General features: G+C 61.2%; 12 protein-coding genes and 1 pseudogene. 6 read left to right on the top strand and 7 right to left on the bottom strand.

What is annotated here, in order from left to right; genetic code table 11:
- The first annotated feature begins 148 nt into the window (after window positions 1-148).
- A complete protein-coding gene (locus tag HKK54_RS26785; RefSeq protein ID WP_178121000.1) occupies window positions 149-589 on the top strand; it encodes a hypothetical protein in 441 nt (146 codons plus the stop codon).
- 34 nt (window positions 590-623) lie between these two features.
- On the opposite strand, the gene HKK54_RS26780 is transcribed toward HKK54_RS26785, so the two are convergent.
- Together HKK54_RS26780 and HKK54_RS26775 are read right to left on the bottom strand one after the other, a co-directional pair.
- The gene (locus tag HKK54_RS26780; protein ID WP_169388402.1) at window positions 624-1,808 is read right to left on the bottom strand and encodes a GGDEF domain-containing protein; all 1,185 of its coding nucleotides are present in this window, start codon (window positions 1,806-1,808) and stop codon (window positions 624-626) included.
- A 131-nt stretch (window positions 1,809-1,939) separates the two neighbouring features.
- Window positions 1,940-2,548 carry a dTMP kinase gene (locus HKK54_RS26775; protein WP_169388401.1) on the bottom strand — a complete coding sequence of 203 codons (609 nt, stop codon included), beginning with the start codon at window positions 2,546-2,548 and terminating at the stop codon, window positions 1,940-1,942.
- 222 nt (window positions 2,549-2,770) lie between these two features.
- Here HKK54_RS26775 and HKK54_RS26770 point away from each other — a divergent pair, with 222 nt between their 5' ends.
- Together HKK54_RS26770 and HKK54_RS26765 are read left to right on the top strand one after the other, a co-directional pair.
- Complete coding sequence (locus HKK54_RS26770; protein WP_010170869.1) at window positions 2,771-3,973, top strand: M48 family metalloprotease; 1,203 nt, start codon at window positions 2,771-2,773, stop codon at window positions 3,971-3,973.
- Complete coding sequence (locus HKK54_RS26765; RefSeq protein WP_169388400.1) at window positions 3,961-9,423, top strand: WGR domain-containing protein; 5,463 nt, start codon at window positions 3,961-3,963, stop codon at window positions 9,421-9,423. The genes HKK54_RS26770 and HKK54_RS26765 overlap by 13 nt, the downstream gene beginning before the upstream one ends.
- Before the next feature lie 65 nt (window positions 9,424-9,488).
- Here HKK54_RS26765 and HKK54_RS34080 read toward each other — a convergent pair whose 3' ends face one another.
- From HKK54_RS34080 to HKK54_RS26750, 4 genes and pseudogenes are all read right to left on the bottom strand, one after another.
- Window positions 9,489-10,352 carry a methyl-accepting chemotaxis protein gene (locus tag HKK54_RS34080; RefSeq protein WP_442962343.1) on the bottom strand — a complete coding sequence of 288 codons (864 nt, stop codon included), beginning with the start codon at window positions 10,350-10,352 and terminating at the stop codon, window positions 9,489-9,491.
- Window positions 10,347-11,111, bottom strand: a pseudogene (locus HKK54_RS34075) (MCP four helix bundle domain-containing protein); the annotation flags it as partial. The pseudogene HKK54_RS34075 and the gene HKK54_RS34080, both read right to left, overlap by 6 nt.
- 181 nt (window positions 11,112-11,292) lie before the next feature.
- Window positions 11,293-12,618, bottom strand: coding sequence for an LLM class flavin-dependent oxidoreductase (locus tag HKK54_RS26755; protein WP_169388399.1), 1,326 nt, complete (start codon window positions 12,616-12,618; stop codon window positions 11,293-11,295).
- A gap of 23 nt (window positions 12,619-12,641) precedes the next feature.
- Complete coding sequence (locus HKK54_RS26750) at window positions 12,642-13,598, bottom strand: ABC transporter substrate-binding protein (RefSeq protein WP_169388398.1); 957 nt, start codon at window positions 13,596-13,598, stop codon at window positions 12,642-12,644.
- A gap of 317 nt (window positions 13,599-13,915) precedes the next feature.
- On the opposite strand from HKK54_RS26750, the gene HKK54_RS26745 reads away from it, so the two are divergent.
- From HKK54_RS26745 to HKK54_RS26735, 3 genes are read left to right on the top strand one after another with little or no spacing between them, the layout of a single operon-like run.
- Window positions 13,916-15,541, top strand: a complete 1,626-nt coding sequence (locus tag HKK54_RS26745; RefSeq protein ID WP_272902978.1) for an efflux transporter outer membrane subunit — start codon at window positions 13,916-13,918, stop codon at window positions 15,539-15,541.
- A gap of 29 nt (window positions 15,542-15,570) precedes the next feature.
- A complete protein-coding gene (locus HKK54_RS26740; RefSeq protein WP_442962314.1) occupies window positions 15,571-16,758 on the top strand; it encodes an efflux RND transporter periplasmic adaptor subunit in 1,188 nt (395 codons plus the stop codon).
- Between the two features lie 9 nt (window positions 16,759-16,767).
- Window positions 16,768-19,848 carry an efflux RND transporter permease subunit gene (locus tag HKK54_RS26735; protein ID WP_169388396.1) on the top strand — a complete coding sequence of 1,027 codons (3,081 nt, stop codon included), beginning with the start codon at window positions 16,768-16,770 and terminating at the stop codon, window positions 19,846-19,848.
- Here HKK54_RS26735 and HKK54_RS26730 read toward each other — a convergent pair.
- Window positions 19,835-20,944 carry a fimbrial protein gene (locus HKK54_RS26730; protein WP_010170853.1) on the bottom strand — a complete coding sequence of 370 codons (1,110 nt, stop codon included), beginning with the start codon at window positions 20,942-20,944 and terminating at the stop codon, window positions 19,835-19,837. The genes HKK54_RS26735 and HKK54_RS26730 overlap by 14 nt on opposite strands.
- Between the last annotated feature and the right edge of the window lie 47 nt (window positions 20,945-20,991).

Below are 20,991 nucleotides of genomic sequence, written 5' to 3'. Positions count from 1 at the left end.
CGGTCAGCTCATACACATGCCGACATTTGTCACTTCAGCTGGGTCTGGATGAGTACGCATTTCGTATCCAAAGGCCCGGTTCGCGTGGCTTGCTCCTGCATCGTCTGAAACGGCGGTAACGCACCTGCCCCCGGGCGTGCTGCTTGGCTTGTTCACCGCGGTTTTTGCATTGGCAAGCGTCGGCGCCGGGATGCTCCCAGGTAAAGCACACGATCGTCGTCCACTGCTGGGCTTCTCTTCTTTGGTCGCAGGCCTTGGCATGGCGGGTATGTGGCTTGCGCCGACGCTGGCCCCTGGCGCGTATGTAGTTCTGGCAGCAGTCGGTCTTGGGATGGGCTTCACGGTCGCAATGACGCTGGCGCTGGATAACGTTGACTCACCCGAGCAAGCAGGTGCCTGGACGGTCTTCATGCTGTTCATTGGCTATCTGATCGCGGCACTTGGGCCGCTCTGTTTCGGCGCTTTGCGCGACCACTTGGGTAGCTATACCTTGTCCTACGCGACCCTTTTTGGTGTCACCATCCTGATGTTCTGCTTAACGCCGATTCTCAAGCCTGCCACCCAGGAAAAGCTCCAGGCGGCAGCGTGAAGGGCCTCGCGGATACGTCAGGCGTTCTGGGCATTCATGCAGAACTGAGCGGCGCTTCACTCGGCTGGAAATACGGCGGCGCCAACCGCAAGGTATTGCGCCCCAAGCCCTTGGCTTCATAAAGTGCCGCGTCCGCCCTGGCAAGCAGGCTCGCTGTGGTGTCGCCTTCATCAGGTACCCCGCAGCAAACACCGATGCTGATGCGCAGTGAGATGGTTGAATCACCGTAGTAAGCCGGCGACTCGGCCAACGAGGCGCGCAGTGTATCCAGTGCGGCAATGGCGCCTTCTGAGTCAGTGCCAGGCAGCAATAACAGAAACTCCTCGCCACCATAACGGCCAATGCTGTCGGATTGACGAAGGCGCCGGGTGAGGTGGTTAACGCAGTGACAAATCACTTCGTCCCCCGCCAGGTGTCCATACCGGTCATTGATCTGTTTGAAGTGATCGATGTCGACCATCGCCACTGCCAGGCAGGAACCGTCGCGGCGCGCGCGTTCCAACTCGGTGGAAAACTGATCAAGGATCGCCCGACGGTTAAGGATGCCCGTCAGCACATCACGCAACGCCATGTGCTGAAGCAAGGATTCACTGCGCTCTTTGGACAACAACACCAAGCCGAGGGAGATCATCATTGCGGTGAAGGTGCCGATACTGACCGAGATGGTTTGCTTGAGGTTGCTGACGTCGTAACGCATCTCGGCAGCCCCTCCGCCCAGCACGGCCACCACCCGCATGCCCAAGCCAATCAGGCTGATGCTCGACCCGATGATCAACAGCATCCGTGCCCGCCCCTGGGCGGGGACATAGCGGCGGGTCCAGTAGATGATCAATGCGCACTGCACCATCAAGACCAGTGTGGCCGCGAGCATTCGCGGTTCCAGGGTGTCGATCAGGCCGACCATCAACAGCAGCATCAACGCCGCGGGGGCGAATACCCGCCACCAGGAGACCGGCAACTCAACAATCCTGAATACACTGGCCCCATAAAAGGCCAGGGCCACCGCTAGCAGTGTGTTGGCGGCGCCGTAGGTAAACCACAACGGTGCATGGCCATACAAGGTGTAACCCACATAGGCAAGGGCATGCGCCAACAGGCCACAGCCAATGGTCAGCAAACCGTCACGCTGATTGAACTGGCCGACCAGAATCAAACAAAACGCCATTATCGTCGCCACCAGGGCAACACAGGCGAAAAGTGTGGGGGTATGAGCGATCATGGCGTCTCACCGAGCGCTGGCAGGAAGTGTGTTGCTCGCCAGTTTAGTTGAACGGGCCAAACAGGGCTGACTGTCGAGAATGACAACGTCTGCCCTCCCCTGAATACCGCTTGCACGTTGCTAGAGCAGCGTTATTCGAGGTGACGTATCGCAGCCACCACCTGCATCGTTGCGTCTTCGACCATTCCTTCATTACGGCATAACACCCAACCGTTATCGGCAATCGCTTGCTCGAACGCCTGGGTACATGCGACCTGTTCTGCCAACTGATGGATTACCGTACTGCCCAGCCCACGCCGGCGTGCCGCCGCCCTCGCCCATGAAACGTCAGGCGTGGTCACAACCCCGACATGCAGGTCTGGCACTCGCACGTTTCGATCCATATTCAACTGCAGGATTTCGGCAAACGGGACCGTCCGGCGGAACGCCGCATCAGATGGGTACCAGCGATCGATCAAGACGATGCGGCCGGGTGGCTGTTTAGGGAGCACGTGCCGTGAAATCCAGGCACGGCTATCCGCCAATCGCTCACACACCTCCCACTCCAATGCCCGGCTGGGCTTTCTGACGAGTTGGTTAACCAGGGCCATTGTTTCAGCCCGATGGGGATCACTTTTTTTCTCGCACAGCCGGATCACTGTTTTGTTGTCTGCCCTCAGGACTTTCGTCACGGCTTCCAGCAGCGTGGTTTTGCCGGTCCCCTTGGGCCCATCCAGAGAAACAAACAGCGGACGATTCATACTTCAACTAATGATTGAGGGGGGAATCGGTGAACTCTATCTGAATTGCTGGCTGAGGGTTCTCAAAACCCTGGGTGACGGCCTGTCCCTATTTAAATGACGTCTCTGCCCTTCCTAGGTATGCTCCGCGTTTATTGCCGACCACTGATACCGGGATGCCAGCCCACGCCTCTGCTGCCCAGGCGCAGTTTATGGAGCCGTATCCTCAAGGACGTTCGAACGATGAGCACCCCCGCGCTGGACATCAGCAGCCTGACGCCTCTGCCTTACCACCAACAGGTGGTCGAGTACCTGAAAACCCGTGAACCTGCCGTATGGGACTGGGCCTCATCCCTGGGGGTTCAGCAGGAACATGCCCAGGATGTGCGCGCGCAATTGCTGCGAGACACCTACCGCCTGAGCCCTGAAACCCACCCGCAGGCCTACCAGGCGTGCGAAACAGCGTTGCAGCGCTTGCAGATCCAGGCGCCCGCCACCCTCTACCAGGCTGGCGATGGCGCGATGAATGCGAGCCTGTATTACCTGGCCGGTGAAGTGCATGTGGTGTTCTACGGGCCGATCCTTGAACGGCTCGACGCCCAGGAGTTACTGGCGTTGCTGGGGCATGAGCTGGCCCATTACCGTTTATGGTCGGAGCACGACGGTGACTTTCTCACCGCCGAGCGAATCCTCAATCACGCGATGGCCGATGTGTATACGCCGGCCAGCCTGGAGCAGACCGCACGTTTATATAGCCTGCACACCGAAATCTACGCCGATCGCGGCGCAGCCCTGGTGGCCGGCGGACCGGAAGCATCCATCACTTCGCTGGTCAAGATTCACACCGGGATTGTCAGCGTCGATGCTGCCAATTATCTGCAGCAGGCCCGCGAGCTGGATGGCAAGGATGCGCAATTGTCCCAGGGCATATCGCACCCGGAGACTTTTCTGCGTTCCCAGGCGGTAGACAGTTGGTGGCAGCAGCTCCCGGAGACGGACGCCTGGCTGCACCGTCGGTTACGCGGGCCGCTCTCGCTCAACCGCCTGGATGTAACCGACCAGGTGGAGCTGACCGCCCTCACCCGCGGCTTTATCGCCAGCTTTATCAATGCAGCAGTGTTGCAGTCGGCGGTTGTGCTCAATCAGGTGCGTGGCTTTTTTCCCGACTGGAAGGACAATGAAACGCTGCTGGACCTTGGTTCGCTGAATGCCGAACGTATCGATGCAAGCATTCACGAATACCTGCACTTCATCATGCTCGACCTCAGCCTGGTGGACCGCGACCTGCGTGATGAAGCATTGCTGTATGCCGCGCGCACCGCGAAGAAGCTCGGCAGCGCCGATGACTTTATCAGCGTGCTCAAGCGCGATATCAAATTGCCAAAACGTGAGCTCGACCCGATCGTTCGCGCGCTCAAAGCGGAGGTCGACACATGGACCCAATAACCCAGCCTGTCACGTTCACGCAGTTGTTGCTGAGCCACGATGGCGCCGCCGTGCCCATCGACGACGTGTTGTTCCTGGCGCTGCCGCTGCTGCGTCAGGTGGCGCAACTGCATGAGCTTGGGCGTGTCGCCCAGCTGAGCTTCCTCGATGTGCTGCAAGGGCCTGAGCGCACCCTGTACTTGCGTAACCCCGAGGGCGTGCCGCCGCGCCTGGCGCTGGAGGCGATCAAGCAGGTGCAACCCAACCCGGAGTCTGCGCTGAATATCGTCGGCAAGGTCCGCCTGACCCGGGATTCGGAAACGGGCGTGGCGATTACCGACCTACACGTTCAGGAAGACCCGCACCAGCCTATCGCTCACCCGGTGTTCCTGCCGGACTTGCACAGCTGGGAGCATCGTCTCGGGCATCACGACGAAATCACCGATATTTTCCAGCTCGGCCAGTTGCTGGCGTGCCTGGCCTGCGGGCTGGACTTTTCCGATATCAACGACCTCAAGACGTTTGCCCGCCACCGGCGCAACCTGTTCCAGCTCAATGGCCGGCTGAATCCGGTGCTGGCTAACCTGATCGTCGAGATGACCGAGCTCAACCGGCATCAGCGCGCCACTGATGTGAACGCCCTGGCCCGGCGCCTGGAATCCTGGCGAGAGCAGCCGGCAAGCCTGGATGTGGAGCGCGTGCTGGCCCAGGCCGAGGGCCCGGCTTCGCGGCGCACCGTGGTGCTGGAGCACCTGCGCAACCGCCTGTTCGACCTGTCGCGACGCAATCGCCTGCTGTACTTCCGGCCGACCCAGGCCAGCGTCAACCTGACCGTGGCCAGCGTACCGCTGGTGATGCAGATTGAAAGCATCCGGCCCGACGCGTTGTGCACCTGGCAGCCGACCCTCGGTGGTTTCTCCGAGCAGGTATTGAGCGGCAAGCCCGTTGGCCTGCAGCAATGGCTGCGGTTTGAAGACCAGACCTGGTTGCAGGCGTCCCTGGAACGCATCATCCAGGAAACTCGCCGCGACCGCGCCGAGTTCGGCTTCAGCAACCTGCGCCTGGTGGTGGCCTTCATGCGCTGGCACAACCTCAAGGACAACCCGGAAGAACGCATCGTCACCCCGCTGCTGTGGCTGCCGGTGGAGCTGAGCCGTAAAAAAGGCGTGCGCGACCAGTTCATGTTGCAGTGCGATGAAACCGAGGCGGAGTTCAACCCGGTGCTGCGTCATCAGTTGCGCCAGCTCTACGATATCCAGTTGCCGGAAACCGTTGACCTGCAAAAGACGTCGCTGGAAGACATCCACGCCGACATTGCTCGCCAGATCAAACTGACCGAGCCTGGCGTTGAGTTGCGCCTGCAAAGCAAACCGCAAATCGAATTGATCCACCAGAAGGCGGTGCAGCATCTGCACCACTTCCAGCGCCGCCGGGCCCGTCAGCGCTCGGCCATGCCTTTGGTGAAGCCAGACTTCAGCTACGACCGCGAAGACTACCGCCCGCTGGGCCTGCAACTGTTCCAGCAAAAGGTGTTGCCCAGCCAGTTGCCGCTGCGCCTCGCGGTTGGCGGCAAGCCGTCGCTGCGCGACCAGCATCCGCAAATGGTCGCCAGCAGCACCGAAAACAGCACCTTCGCGCTGCCCGAGAATCAGGGGCATCGATACGCCTGGGACATCGACCTGACCCAGGTCACCCTGGCCAACTTCAACTACCGCAAGATGTCGCTGGTGCGCGACTACGCGCAGTTGATCGACGAGCCGGCCCAAAACGAATCGTTTGACCGGATGTTTTCCATCGAGCCACGGGAGGTCGAAGTCCAATCACCGGATCCGATCCCGCTGCCGGAACAATGGAACGTGGTGGCCGGCGACGCTACGCAGAACGCCGCTGTCAGCCTGGCCCGCACCGGGCGCAATTTCATCATTCAGGGGCCGCCTGGCACCGGCAAGTCCCAGACCATCACCAACCTGATTGCAGACTACGCCGGTCGCGGCCTGCGCGTGCTGTTTGTCTGCGAAAAGCGCGCGGCATTGGACGTGGTATTCCATCGCCTGCAACAGAGTGAACTGGGCGAATTGTGCTGCCTGATTCACGACTCCCAGACCGACAAAAAGGACTTCGTGGGCAACCTGCGCGAGTGTTATGAGCGCTGGATTGCCGGCGACGCGCAATCGCCGCAGTTGCAGGCCCGACGCAGCGCTGCATTGGCCACCCTGAGCCAACAGTTGGGCCTGATCGAGCGTTTTGAACAAGCCATGGCCGGGGTGCCGGAGACCCTGGCCTGCTCCGTGCGTGAGCTGGTGCGGCATCTCATCGAACTGCCGGCCGTGGCTGCACAGTTACCCCCCGAGGCCCTGGAGCGCTTGCCCGACTGGCGTCGCTGGCAGGCACAAAACGAACTGACGGGTCGCTTGTATCAGGCGATCAACGAGCGCTTCGGCCTCGACAGTTTTGCGCGCCACCCTTTCAGCCACCTGGCTTCCAGTCTCATTACCCACGAGCATGCCTATGGCCAGCTCAAGGCCTTCCTGGATGAAGCCAGCGGGTTGATGGACAGTGTCGAGCAGTTGATGGAGTCTTCCTCCAGCCTGCTGTCCAGTGATACGCGCCTGGCGGATGCGTGCGTGCTGACCCAGGCCGCCGAGCAACTGACCGGCGCCAACCTGGCGTCGCACCTCGACCTGCTGGAACCGGGCTCACCGGGCTCCCAGGCGCTGCACGCCGAACAAGCGGCGTTGCAGACGCTGACCGTGCAGCAACAGAGCGCCGGTGAAGCCACCCGCCATTGGCGCCACAAACTCGCGCCCCAGGACACCCAGGCCGCCCAGGATCTGGTGCAGCGCCTGGAAGGCTCGCTGCTGCGATGGTTGCAACCGGCGTGGTGGCGACTGCGTGGCGAGCTGCAGCGGCGCTACGACTTCAGCCAGCACGCAGTCCGTCCCAGCTACCGCAATGTGCTCGACAACCTGGCCGGCGAACACCGCGCCACCGCCGAGTTGCAGGCCGAACAGCAGCGCCTGCAAAGTCGCTACGGTATCCAGGACATCGACCTGTTCGTGCACAACCTGCAAGCCCTGCTCCAGCAACTGAGCACGTCACCGTTGTTGCGCCAGTGGGTCGAAGGCTTGCGCGGTAACCCGAATGCCCTGCCCGGCGTGCGCCAGGAAGCCAGCCTGCGACAGCCGGTTGCTCGCCTGGCCGAGCTGGTTGCGCAACACTGTGCGTTTGAGCCGGCGCCGAGCCTGGGCGCGCTGGCCGAATACCTGCGCGACCTGCGTGAAGAACTCGACGAACTGCCCGACACCCTGCCCCTGCTCATAGAGCTGCACCAGGCCGATCCCGTCTGCCTGTTTGCCCTGCAACAGCACGCCCTGGCGCAACCTGCGCTGGAGGGTTTGATTGCCCAGGAAAACCTCACCCGCCTGTACCGCGCCAACCCGCAACTGGCGCGCTTCGACGGCCCGGCCCTGGGGCTGGCAGCCCGTCAGGTCAGCCAGGCGGAAAGCAGCCTGCTCAAGCACAATGCCCATGTGCTCAGCGCCACGCTGCATCAGCGTTTCCTGGAACATGTGAAGCAATCGGCGATGTCGGTGACCCAGTTGGACGCCCAGGCCCGCGAGTTCAAGAAAGCCTATGCCAAGGGCCGCCGCGAGCTGGAGCATGAGCTGGGCAAGACCATGCGCTACCGCTCCATCCGCGAAATGGCGAGTGGCGACAGTGGTCGAGTGATCAACGACCTCAAGCCCATCTGGTTGATGAGCCCGCTGTCGGTATCCGACACGCTGCCACTGATCCCGGACCTCTTCGACGTGGTGATTTTCGACGAGGCCAGCCAGATCCCCAGCGAAGAAGCCGTGCCGGCCTTGAGCCGTGCGCAGCAGGTGATCGTGGTGGGTGACGAGATGCAATTGCCGCCGACCAACTTCTTCTCCAGCGCAGGGGACCAGGACGATAACGAACTGATTGCCATGGAAGACGGCGAACAGATTGCAATCAACCTCGATGCCGACAGCCTGCTGAGCCAGGCCGCACGCAATTTGCCGGCGACCCTGCTGGCCTGGCACTACCGCAGCCGGCATGAAGCGTTGATCAGCTTTTCCAACGCGGCGTTCTACGAAGGCCGGCTGATCACCATCCCCGACCGGCGTATCGAGCGCCCTGCCCCGGCCCATGCCGCCCTGGACTCCACGGATGCCCTGGCAGTGACGCAGGGTGCCGACACGCTGCTCGACAGCCCCATCAGCTTTTTGAAGATGAGCGATGGCGTCTACCTCGGTCGTAGTAACCTGGCCGAAGCGCGGTATATCGCTCAGCTGGTGCGCGAACTGCTGCAGCGCGAGACCGGCTTGAGCCTGGGCATTGTGGCCTTCTCCGAAGCCCAGCAAGGCGCTATCGAACAAGCCCTGGAAGACTTGGCCGCCAGCGACTCGGCCTTTGCCACCCGCCTGGAGCGCGAGTACGTGCGCGAAGACGCCGGGCAGTTCAATGGCCTGTTCGTCAAGAACCTGGAGAACGTGCAGGGTGATGAACGGGACGTAATCATCCTGAGCATCTGCTATGCGCCGGGCCCGAACGGCAAGATGCTGATGAACTTCGGCCCGATCAACCAGCGTGGCGGGGAAAAACGCCTCAATGTGATCTTCAGCCGCGCGCGCAAACGCATGGCGATCGTCTCCAGCATTGAGGCAGAGGCCATCACCAACACCCACAACGACGGTGCCGCTGCATTGCGCGCGTTCCTGCAGTTCGCCCAGGCCAGTGCCAACGGAGATGCGCCGCGCTCTCAGGGCATCCTCGCCAACCTCAACCCGGGCGCCAAGCAATCCTTTGCGGTCAGCCTGCCCAGGGACAGCCTGCGCAGCGCTCTCGCTGCCGCGTTGCGCAAGCGAGGGCATACGGTGCAGGAATATGTGGGACGTTCGCAGTTCCGCTGCGACCTGGCGATCAGTGACGCCAGCGGTGAACACTTCAGCCTTGGTGTGCTGCTGGACGGCAATACGGCGGCCGCAGCTGACGTGCGTGAGCGCTATATCTTCCGCCCGACCGTGTTGCGCAGCTTCGGCTGGAAGATCATCGACGTGCCCAGCCATGACTGGCTGCGAGACCCGGAAGAGGTGCTGAATCGCATCGAAGCGCTGCTACGGGGTGAAGAAACGCCCGCGCTGCCAGAGCCGGAACCGGACGTCGAACCGGAAACGGTTGAGGTCGAGCCGGCTCCACCCCCTGAAGCGTCGACCCCGATGCGCGAGTTCACCTTTGGTGAAGGCAACTCCAACAAGTTCTGGCGAATCGGCGTCACCGAGGCAGAGGTCGTGGTGCACTTCGGCCGCATCGGCACCAAGGGCCAGACCCTGATCAAGTCCCTCGACAGCCCCGAGCGAGCTTCGCGCGAAGCAGAGAAGCTGGTCGCGGAGAAACTGCGCAAAGGGTATCAAGAGCAGGCAGGGGTCAATCACACCGAGCCGCTCTGAGTAGATCCGGCATGAATGGGATTAGCGCGTTCAATCAGAACGCGCTGTGGCGATCCCATGACTGATCAGACCTGGAAATGCTTGACCATTGTGTTCAGCTCAGACGCCAGGGTTGCAAGAGACTGTGACGCGGCCGTCGTTTGGCTGGAACCCTCTGAGGATTGAATCGACAGTTGCTGAATATTCAGCAGGTTCTGATCTACCGCCCGCGCGACATGCGCTTGCTCGTCAGCCGAGGTGGTAATTACCAGGTTACGGTCATTGATTTCGTCGTTGGCTGCAACAATGTCCGCCAAGGCTTTTTGCGCAAGCTCGGCCAACTCGAGGGTCTGCTGAGTCATGCTGCTACTGGCGTGCATGGTGTTGACGGCGTTGGCGGTCCCGGTCTGGATGCCTCCGATCATCTGCTCAATTTCTTGGGTGGATTGGGCCGTACGGTGTGCCAAGGCACGCACTTCGTCGGCCACCACCGCGAAACCACGGCCCGCATCCCCCGCACGTGCGGCCTCGATGGCAGCGTTCAGCGCCAAAAGATTGGTTTGTTCGGCAATCGCCCGAATAACATCAAGGACTTTGCCGATACTCTTGGCTTGATCGGCAAGGCCGCCGACTTGCTCGGAACTCAGTTCGACACCCTGTGTCAGCGATCGAATCGAATTTAAAGCCTCAACCATTCGCTGCTGGCCTTTTAAGGCGATGTTTCGCGATTCCTGTGAAAGCTCGGAAGTTGACGCGGCATTCCTCGCTACGTCTTCAATGGCTGTTGTCATCTGCGTGACCGCCGTGGCTGCCTGCTCAATCTCCCCATGCTGTTGTCGCAAGTCGCGACTGCCCTCGGCGGTGACAGCATTCAGTTCTTCGGCCGCAGCGGCCAGTTGGTTGGAGGAGCCGGTTATCTGCCGGAGTGTCTGCACGAGGTTATCGCGCATCACCTCCTGCGCCCTGAGCAAGCGTGTGGCCTCGTCGTTACCGGTGGGGTTGATGGGTTGGGTCAGGTCGCCTCTGGCAATGGTCTCGGCCACGTGCATCGCTTCGATGATGGGCGCGGTAATGCTTCGGGTCAGCAGCCAGGCAACAATGACTGTTCCCGCACTCACCAGCAGAATCACGATTGCGATACCGCCGATGGCATGCTCGTAAGCGTCTACAGACTGTTGGCCAGCCTGTTCGGCACCTTTATTGGCAAGGTCTATGAGTTGATCGAAGTTCTTTGTCATCTGCTCATAGCTGTCTCGTATGCTGTTGAGAAACTCTACGGCAGCCTTTTTATCGCCCGCCCGCGAGAGCCGGAGCATCTCGATATGGTTCTTCGCATAAACATCAAGACTCTGGTTGAACACGGCGAGACGTGATCTTTCATCCGTCGTACTGAGTAATCCTGCGTACTGCGTCAATTGTTCCTTGACGATTTTCAGGCGCCCTGCTGATTTTTCTTCGTAGGTCTGCATGTCTGCGTTGGTTGAAGACAGGATGTGTGCCATCTCACCCAGGCGAAAACGGTCTAGCGATGCATTGGCCAGCGCGAGGATCCTGACCCGCTGCATCCAGTTGTTCTGGATGTCAGCCGCCTGGAACTGAACTTCTCGAATCTGCTTCAACGCGAAGAGGCCGAGAAACACACTCAGCAGCGCAATAGCGGCAAAAGCGATGAACGCCCTGGCGGCGATTCGTATATTTCTTAAGAACATGGATTTTTTCGCTCAGGTTCGAAAAGCATTTAGCGGCAATCTTGGCAGGTAACATCGGGCGAACGGAAAACTTGGCCTCCTCCGTTACTGTCGGTAGAAAACCGAAAACCTTTAGCACAAAGACTCGACCTGAGCAGCGAGTTCAGTGGGCACTTTTATCGTGAGGGTATGGCGACATCGACTACCTTTTACGAACCCCTCGCGGAATCGCCAACCCCAGACTCTCCCGCAACGTCGTCCCCTCATACGCCGTGCGGTACACGCCACGGGCCTGCAACAACGGGATGACCTCCTGCGTAAACCGCTTGAACTGCTCCGGATGCCCGATGTAGATATTGAACCCATCCACCGCCCGTGCTTCAAACCAGTCCGCCATCTTGCTCGCCACCGTCTGCGCCGACCCGACAAAGGCACCCGGGCGCAGCTGCCGACCAAACTCCACCGCCTGGCGCAACGTAAACCCTTTCTCCTGGGCCTGGTCAGCAATGCGTTTGGCGGCGGTGAAGAAGCTGCTGCGTGCCGCCTCCAGACTCTCCTGCGGAAACGGCGCGTCAAGGTCGTACTGGGTGAAATCATGCCAGCCGAAATTGCGCCCGAACTCCTTCAACGCCAGCTCGAAACTGTGATCGGCCTGGTGATAGTGCTGTTCGATTTCACGGGCCTGTTCGTCGGTATCGCCCACATAAATCTCGGCGCCGGGCATTACCAGCAATTGCCCGGGATCACGGCCATGTCGCTCCGCCCTGCCCTTGATATCCCGGTAAAACGCCTGGCCCTGCTCGATGCTCGCGGCATGGGTGAAGATGACATCGGCGGTGGCGGCCCCCAGGTCGCGGCCTTGTTCCGAGTCGCCGGCCTGGAAGATCACCGGTTGGCCTTGGGGTGAGCGTTGGATATTCAGCGGGCCGACCACGGAGAAGTGCTCGCCCTTGTGATTCAGGCTGTGCAGTTTGTTCGGGTCGAGGAACTGGCCCGTGGCCCGGTCGCGCACGAATGCATCGTCCTCGTAGGAGTTCCACAGGCCCTGCACCACCTGGACGTGCTCGGCTGCCCGGCCGTAGCGGGTGTCGTAATCGTAATGTTCGTCGCGGCTGTAGTTGCCGGCGGTGCCGGCGTCTCCGCTGGTGACCACGTTCCAGCCGGCGCGGCCTTTGCTGATCAGGTCGAGTGAGGCCAGGCGTCGCGCGACGTTATACGGCGAGTTGTAGGAGGTCGTCAGCGTACCGACCAGGCCCAAATGCCGGGTGCTCACGGCAAGCGCCGACAACAACGTCAGCGGCTCCAGGCGATTCAAGTAGTGGGAGGGCGAGCCCGGGGTGATGAACTGGCTGTCGACAATGAACATCAGGTCGAACAACGCCGCTTCGGCCTGGCGCGCGATGTCGATGTACCAGTCGACATTGACGCTGGCGTCGGCCGGCAGTTGAGGGTCGAGCCATAGATTGTGGCGGCCAGGCCCGCCGCAGCCCATGGTCAAGGCGCCTAGTTTGAGCTGTCGTTTGGTCATGACTAAGGTATTCCTTGAAGCGTTCAGGGCTGGGTTTTGGCGACGGCAGGCTGCAGCGACGCGGCGAAGGAGTCATCGAACAACGTGGCAGCCGGGTAGGACTTGACCAGACCCTGGCTGGCGAAAAAGTCCACGGTCTTTTGCGCTTCTACCGGTGATTGGGCTGTCACAGGTTCGACCGTGGTACGCGCACGGGCGAACCAGGCGCGGGCAATGTCGGCGTCGGCGCGGGTGCGTTTGGCCCAGGCGTCTGCGTACGCGTCGGCGTTGGCCGGGCTTTGGCGCGTCCAGTCACGGGCTTTTTTCAGGCGTTGGAGAAAATCGCTGATTTGCGCACGCTTGGTGTCGACGGCCTTGGTGCTGGCGGCCACGAAGCTCTGGGCCGGGATCAACCCGTCGGCGGTCGCCAGCACCCGCGCACCCTGGCGTTCCTGTTGGGTGACGTAGGGTTCCCAGGTGGCGATGACGTCAACGGAGCCGCCTTCCAGCGCGTGGGAAGCATCCAGTGCGCTGAGGTAGCGCAGGTCCAATGAGTCCTTTGGCACGCCGGCTTTGTCCAGTGCAGTCAGCAGCAATTGCTGGCTCCAGGAGCCTTTCCAGATGGCCGCGCGCTTGCCTTTGAGGTCTGCAAGGCTGTGGATCGATGAGTCCTTTTTCACCAGGATGGCCACGCCTTCGAGATTTTGCCGGCTGATGGCAATCACCTTGATCGGCGCGCCCAGCGCGCCCAGGAACAGCACGGGCGCATCACCGAGCAAGCCGAGGTCCAGGCTGTTGGTGTTGAGCGCTTCGGCGACCGGTGAGCCGGCGGTGAATTGCTTCCATTCAAGGGTATAGGGCAGGTCGTCCAGCACCCCCGCCGCTTCCATCACGGCCTGGGCGTTGTAGCTTTGGTCTCCGACCACCAGCGTTTGCGCGTTCGCGGTCAGGCACAGCAAGGTAGCGGCCAACCCGGCCGCCAGTTTTGTCAGATAACGCACGTTCGCTCCAGATGCCCTCTCAGGCATTTCAAGTCGATCCGCGCGCGCGGTCTCGGCAGTGTTCGTAGGGACAGCTACCATGAGGTGCTAATGGTCGCATGTAAAATACTTATATTGCATAACCTAATTCAATATTAATGCGCATAACGCATTTTCATTAAGGGTCGGCACGTACTGACATTGCGTACCGGCCGGCACCACCTACACTGATTTGAATTCGGCTACTCGCGAGCCATTTTTCGGCGGCCCTAACCGATGCGCCTGCATTCATCGCTCAACCAATAAAGCAGTCAACCTACTGATTAATCAGAGTAAATATGAAAGAGCAGCCTCGGCAGCTTGCATCGGGACCGCAACAAGTGGCGCAGCCCCGCGCCCTTTTTCGACAACCACACCTTCTGGCTCCGTTGAGCCTGCTGTGCATTGCCCTCGCGGGTTGCACCGTCGGGCCCGATTTCGCGCGCCCCGAGGTGCCCGCTAACGCTGATTACTCACGGGAAAAGCTAACCGCTACCGCCAAGGCCGACATCGACGCCGGCGGCGCGGCGCAGCGGCTGATCGCCGGGATGGATATTCCCGGGCAATGGTGGACGTTGTTCCGTTCGCCAGCCCTCAACGCCCTGGTCGAAGAAGCCTTGCGCGCCAACCCGGATGTCACCGCCGCTCAAGCCGCGTTGCGCCAGGCCAACGAGTTGGTCTATGCCGACCAGGCGTCGTTGTTCCCTTCCGTCAGCGGCAATGTGCAGAAAGCCCGCGAGAAGGTATCGGGGGTGACCTCGGGCTTGCCGGAGTCGCCGATTCTCACGGTGAGTTCGGCGTCGTTGAGCGTGTCCTATGCCCCGGATGTGTTCGGCGGTACGCGCCGGCAAATCGAATCCACCACGGCGCAAGCCGAGTACGAACGCTTCCAGCTGGAGGCGACTTACCTCACGTTGACCTCCAATGTGGTGAATACCGCGGTCAGCCTGGCGTCGATACGTGATCAAATCGCCTCTACCGAGGCAATCATCCGGCTACAGGGCGACCAGCTCGACGTGCTGCAGTCGCAGCGGCGGCTGGGTGCCATCGGTGATAGCGACGTCCTGACGCAGCAGACCGCACTGGCGCAAACCCGTGCCAGCTTGCCGCCCCTGCAAAAGCAATTGGCGCAGACCCGCAACCAGTTGATGGCCTACCTCGGCCGGTTTCCCAATCAGGACCGGGACGAGCGCTTCAACCTGGCCTCCCTGCACTTGCCGGAAGAACTGCCGGTCAGCCTGCCCTCGGCCATCGTGGGCCAACGCCCGGACGTGCGTTCTGCCCAGGCGCAACTGCACCAGGCCAGCGCCAACATAGGCGTGGCCGTGGCCAATCAGTTGCCGCAGTTCAGCATTACCGGGTCGGTGGGTTCCACGGTGGCCAGCGGCACCAAGCTGTTTTCGGCGGGCAGCGGTGTGTGGAGCCTGGCCGGGTCGATCACCCAGCCGATCTTTGATGCCGGCGCACTCGAACATCGCAAACGCGCGGCCGTGGCGGCCTACGACGAGTCGGCGGCGCGTTATCGTGGCACCGTGATTGGCGCATTCCAGGACGTGGCCAACGCGCTGCGGGCGCTGGAAGCCGATGCCGATGCGCTCAACCAGCAGGTGGTGGCTGAGCGCTCCGCGCAAGCCAACCTGGACTTGGTGCAGGCACAGTTCAAGCTCGGTGCCGTGGCGTACATCAACCTGCTCACCGCCCAACAGACCTACCAGAACACCGTGCTTGCGCGGGTCAAGGCACAGGCCTCCCGCTACAGCGACACCACTGCGCTGTTCCAGGCATTGGGGGGCGGTTGGTGGAACCGAACGGATGTGGACCCTGCCACCAAGGGCCACCCGGATCGCTTCGGCCTGCCATCGTGGAACGAGATCATGCCGGCCAACAACAAGGCAGCGCCTGCCGATTCGGCACGGTTCGACTGAACTGAACTCTTGATACAGCGAGAACACCCATGGCTGACGTCATTACTGCCTCTCCCCTGCCACCCGAGCCCGGCGCACCGCGCAAGCGTCGACTGTGGCGGCCGATGCTCGTCATGATCGTGGTGGTGCTGGTGATTGTGGCGATCATTGCCGGGGTGAAGTTCGTGCAGATTTCGGCGCTGATCGCCCAGTCCAAGATGCCCCTGCCCGCCTCCGTGGTCACGGCCATGAAGGTGCCCTTCAGCGATTGGCAGCCGAATGTCACCGCGGTGGGCTCGATGAAGGCGGTCAGAGGGGTGGATGTGACCACCGAGGTGGGCGGCATCGTACGCACCCTCGGCTTCACGCCCGGGCAAGAGGTGGCGGCCCAGGCGCTGCTGGTGCAGTTGAATGCCGACTCGGACATCGCGCAGTTGCATTCCCTTGAGGCCACCGCCGACCTGGCCGTGATCGTCCTCAAGCGTGACAAGGCCCAACTGGCGGTCAACGCCATCTCCCAGGCCCAAGTGGACACCGACACCGCCGACCTGAAAGCCAAGCTCGCCGCCGCCGAGCAACAGCGTGCGCTGGTGGCGAAAAAAACCATACGCGCACCGTTTGCCGGGCGCATCGGGATCACCAGCGTCAACCCCGGCCAGTACCTCAACCCCGGCGACAAGATCGCCACCCTGCAAACTTTCGACCCCATCTACATCGACTTCACGGTGCCGCAGACCCAACTGGAGGCCATCGCCATTGGCCAAGGGGTTTCGGTGACGGCCGACGGCCTGTCCAATCAAACCTTCACCGGCAAGGTCAGCACCATCGACACCCAGTTCGACTCGACCACCCGCAACGTCACTGTGGAAGCCACCGTCGACAACCCCAAGCAAAGCCTGGTGCCCGGGATGTTTGCCCGCGCCGTGGTCACCTCCGGCGCGACCCAGCGCTACCTTACCGTTCCGCAGACGTCGGTCACCTACAACCCTTACGGCACCACGGTGTTCATCGCCACCTCAAGCAAGAACGACAAGGGTGAGGAAGTGCTGACGGCGCAACAGACCTTCATCAAGACCGGGCCAACCCGGGGCGACCAGGTGGCCATCCTGTCGGGCGTGAAGGAAGGTGATCTGTTGATCACCAGCGGCCAGATGAAGCTCAAGAATGGCTCGCCGGTGAAGGTCGATAACAGCGCCGCGCCGCTGAACGATCCCGCGCCGACTCCCCAAGAACACTAAAGGTGTCCCATGAAGCTTACCGATACCTTTATTCAGCGACCGGTCTGGGCGATTGTCGTCTCGCTGTTCATCCTGATCCTGGGGCTGCGTTCGATCTTCGAACTGCCGGTGAACCAATGGCCGCGCACCGAAAACACCGTGGTCACCATCACCACGGCCTACTACGGTGCGGACGCATCGACGGTGGCCGGCTTTATCACCCAGCCGCTTGAATCGGCCATCGCCCAGGCCCAGGGTATCGACTACCTGTCCTCGACGAGCATCACCGGCGTCTCGACCATCACCGCCACGCTGCGGCTGAACTACGAAGCCAGCAAGGCACTCACCGAGATCAATACCCAGGTCAACTCGGTCAAGAACCAACTGCCGGCCCAGTCCCAGGAACCGGTGCTGACGGTGGCGGTCGGGCAGACCACGGATGCCATGTACCTGGGCTTCTATAGCGACACGCTGCCCACCAACAACATCACCGATTACCTGGTGCGGGTGGTCAAGCCCAAGCTGGATTCGATCCAGGGCGTGCAAACCGCCGAGATCCTCGGCGGGCGCCAGTTCGCCCTGCGGGCCTGGATGGACCCCAACAAGCTGGCGGCGCACAACGTGACCGCCCAGGACGTGTCCACCGCCCTGGCCAACAACAACTACCTGTCTGCCGTCGGTTCCACCCGCGGGCAAACGGTGACGGTCGACCTGACCGCCGGGACCGACTTGCACACGGTGGATGAATTCAAGCGGCTGGTGATCAAGCAGAAAGGCGATGCCCTGGTGTACCTGGAGGATGTGGCCACCGTCACCCTCGGCGCCGAAAGCTACGACAGCAGCGTGGCGTTTTCCGGCAAGCGTTCGGTGTTCATCGGGATCAAGACGGCCCCCAATGCGAACATCCTGACGGTCGCCGACAGCGTGCGCGAAGCCTTCCCCGAGCTGCAGTCCCAACTGCCCACCGGGGTGCGCGGCGAGATCGTGTATGACTCCACGGCGTTCATCAATACCTCGATTTATGAGGTGGTGAAAACCCTGGTTGAGGCGATGATCATCGTGTCGGTGGTGATCTACCTGTTCCTCGGCTCGTTCCGTGCAGTGATTGTGCCGCTGGTGGCGATCCCGCTGTCGCTGGTAGGGACGTTCTTCATCATGTACCTGCTGGGGTACTCGATTAACCTGCTGACCCTGCTCGCCCTGGTATTGGCGATCGGCCTGGTGGTGGACGACGCGATTATCGTGGTGGAAAACGTCGACCGGCATATCAAGGAAGAAGGTAAAGGCGTGCTGGAGGCGGCACTGGTCGCGGCGCGGGAACTGGGCGGCCCGATCATCGCGATGACCGTGGTGCTGATTGCCGCGTACGTGCCCATCGGCCTGCGCAGCGGGCTGACCGGGGCGCTGTTCAAGGAGTTCTGTTTCTCACTGGCGGGTGCGGTGACCGTGTCGGCGGTGGTGGCGCTGACGCTGTCGCCGATGATGACCTCGCGACTGTTCAAGTCCGGGCAGGAAGAAGGCCGCTTCGCACGCAAGCTCGATCAGTATTTTGACTGGTTGCGGGGCCGTTACCACCGCGTACTCTCAGGCGGTTTGAACGTGTGGCCGGTGCTGGTGACGTTTGGTTTCTTGCTGTTCCTGCTGGTGGCCGCCAGCGGCATGACTGCCAAAAGCGAGCTGTCGCCCACCGAGGACCAGGGGCTGGTGTTCATGCAGATCAAAGGCCCACCGACTGCCTCGCCGCAGCAGATGGAGCGCATTGCCGACCAGGCGTTCCAGATCGCCAACAAAGAGCCTGAATACGCGCAGATGTTCCAGCTGACCGGGCTGCCCATCCTCAACCAGGGCTTGGGCGGCGTGCTGCTCAAAACCTGGGACGACCGCACGCGTTCCCAGGCCCAACTGATCCTGGAACTTCAGCAGAAATGGAATCAGGTACCGGGCGCCACCATCGCGGCCTTTCCGCTGCCGTCGCTGCCGGGCGCCCAAGGGTTGCCGGTGCAATTTGTGATCACCACCACCGACTCGGTGGAAAACCTCAACGAAGTCGCCCAGGCGGTGGTGGCCGAGGCACTGAAACAGCAGCTGTTTTACTTCTCCGACATGGACCTGAAACTCGACAAACCACAAGCCAAGCTGGTGGTCGACCGGGAAAAAATCGCCGCACTGGGCATGACCCAGGCTGACGTCGGCGCGGCGCTGTCCGCCGCGCTGGGTGGCAACTACGTGAACTACTTCTCCACCGCCGGGCGCTCGTACAAAGTCATTCCCCAAGTGCTGCAGGTAGACCGTCTAAACCCTGATCAAATTCTCGATTACTACATCCGCACGCCATCCGGCAGCATGATCCAGGCGCGCACCGTGGCACACATCGAGACCTCGACCCAGCCGGAATCCATCAACCACTTCCAGCAACTCAACTCGGCCACCCTGTCGGGCGTCAGCGGCGTGGCCCAGGGCGAACTGCTGGCGAAACTGAACACCATCCTGACCAACATTGCGCCCACGGGCTACACCTCGGACTTCTCCGGCGAGTCGCGCCAGTTCATGCAGGAGTCGGGCGGGTTCTTCGGGTTGCTGATGTTCTCGATCCTGATCGTCTACCTGGCCCTGGCCTTCCAGTTCGAAAGCTTCCGCGACCCGGTGGTGATCCTGTTCTCGGTGCCCCCTGCACTCTTTGGCGCGCTGGCCTTTATCACCATGGGGTTTGCGTCCATCAACGTGTACACCCAGGTTGGGCTGGTGACGTTGCTGGGGTTGATCACCAAACACGGGATCCTGATCGTGCAGTTTGCCAATGAGCTGCAGCGCGCGGGGCACAGTAAGCGTGAAGCGATAGAGGAAGCGGCCGGCGTACGTCTGCGGCCGATCCTGATGACCACCGCGGCGATGGTGCTGGGGGTGGTGCCGCTGGTGTGGGCGTCTGGCGCCGGGGCTGCGGGGCGGCATGACATGGGCCTGGTGATCTTCGCCGGGTTGTCGATCGGTACCGTGCTGACGCTGTTCATGGTGCCGGCGATGTATATGTTTATTGGTTCGACGCACCATCAGGAGGTTGAGCGGCCGGTCCCTGGCCAGGATGAGGCGCCAGGCGTGGCTACTGATAGATGATGGTGTAATTCGCAACAGCGTTGGCGGAACCCGCAGTCACCGTGGTTGCCGTTTGTATATAACGCGCGCTCAGCGGGATGTTCAATGATGTGGTGCCAGCGGCTATTGGAAGGTTCAACAATTTGTTTTGGGACAGCGCCCACGGTGCGCCGGAAGCATCAAGCACCTGTAGACCCACACCCGTCGCCGGGTCTGCAGCCGCTGACAGGCTCAACACGCCATTGCTGGCATCAATCGGTGTGCCGACCGGATCCAGTCGCAGGCTTAGGGTGTTGGGCACGAGGGTGCCCGCACTGATGACCGCCGATTGCGAGCTTGTCGGAATCGAACTGGCGTTGCCGTAATAACCGGGAAATCCTGGGCAACCCGTCAGGCTGATCATGAAGTTCACCGGCGTGCTGGCCGAACCTATCCCGCTGAACGATGCAATCTTGTTGGTGCCCATGGGTACATTAACGTCCGAGGTCATGCACGTCAGGGCGACGATGTTGATGCTGCCGGTCAGCCCCACGGAGTTGGCTCTAATGGTACCGCCATCGTTAACTGTGACATCCTGTTCCAGAGTGCCCAGCGAACTGCCGTTGATGGTGCCGGTTCCCACTGGCCCGGTCTTTATCAGCACCATCCCTGTTGCTGGCGCAATCTTGAGTCCCGTTATGGAACAGTCAACGGTTCCCGACAGTGTGCAGCCATTTGGAATCGCTGCCCTCACGGCAGCAGTTTGCACGGATGTCCCGTTAACCCAAGCGACACCGATGCCGGCTACCCCTGTTTGATAGACGAAGTTGGCGTAAGGACCGGTGCTGTAACCAGTATTGGCGCCAATGCTCTTCAGCACTAAAAGAGTGTTCATGGTTGCCGCCCCACCCGTACTGAGACACTTGGTATCGTAGCCTCCACCGGTCTGACTAAAGTTCTGCCGATAGAGAACGGTGCCCACTGGCGCATCCCGAGGCACACTGAGGGTGCTGATCTGCAACGGGAACGTGCCTATAAACCCCTTGTTACCATTGATGTAGACACAATTGACCGCCTGCGCCGACTGCGCAAGGCCACACAACACCAATGCGGCGATCAGGGAATAAAGCACCTTCATGGATTACCTCTGTACGTATAGTTGACTGAAGACGGCACCGCTGCATT

The sequence above is a fragment of the Pseudomonas sp. ADAK13 genome (genome assembly GCF_012935715.1).
Classification (GTDB): domain Bacteria; phylum Pseudomonadota; class Gammaproteobacteria; order Pseudomonadales; family Pseudomonadaceae; genus Aquipseudomonas.
This window is presented reverse-complemented; position numbering and strand designations above follow the sequence as displayed.

Bases quoted from the DNA above. Each gene is read 5' to 3' on its own strand.
- HKK54_RS34080 (WP_442962343.1), bottom strand. From the start codon at position 10,352: ATGCGCGATAACCTCGTGCAGACACTCCGGCAGATAACCGGCTCCTCC.
- HKK54_RS26755 (WP_169388399.1), bottom strand. From the start codon at position 12,618: ATGACCAAACGACAGCTCAAACTAGGCGCCTTGACCATGGGCTGCGGC.
- HKK54_RS26780 (WP_169388402.1), bottom strand. From the start codon at position 1,808: ATGATCGCTCATACCCCCACACTTTTCGCCTGTGTTGCCCTGGTGGCG.
- HKK54_RS26765 (WP_169388400.1), top strand. From the start codon at position 3,961: ATGGACCCAATAACCCAGCCTGTCACGTTCACGCAGTTGTTGCTGAGC.
- HKK54_RS26770 (WP_010170869.1), top strand. From the start codon at position 2,771: ATGAGCACCCCCGCGCTGGACATCAGCAGCCTGACGCCTCTGCCTTAC.
- HKK54_RS26735 (WP_169388396.1), top strand. From the start codon at position 16,768: ATGAAGCTTACCGATACCTTTATTCAGCGACCGGTCTGGGCGATTGTC.
- HKK54_RS26730 (WP_010170853.1), bottom strand. From the start codon at position 20,944: ATGAAGGTGCTTTATTCCCTGATCGCCGCATTGGTGTTGTGTGGCCTT.
- HKK54_RS26745 (WP_272902978.1), top strand. From the start codon at position 13,916: ATGAAAGAGCAGCCTCGGCAGCTTGCATCGGGACCGCAACAAGTGGCG.
- HKK54_RS26740 (WP_442962314.1), top strand. From the start codon at position 15,571: ATGGCTGACGTCATTACTGCCTCTCCCCTGCCACCCGAGCCCGGCGCA.
- HKK54_RS26775 (WP_169388401.1), bottom strand. From the start codon at position 2,548: ATGAATCGTCCGCTGTTTGTTTCTCTGGATGGGCCCAAGGGGACCGGC.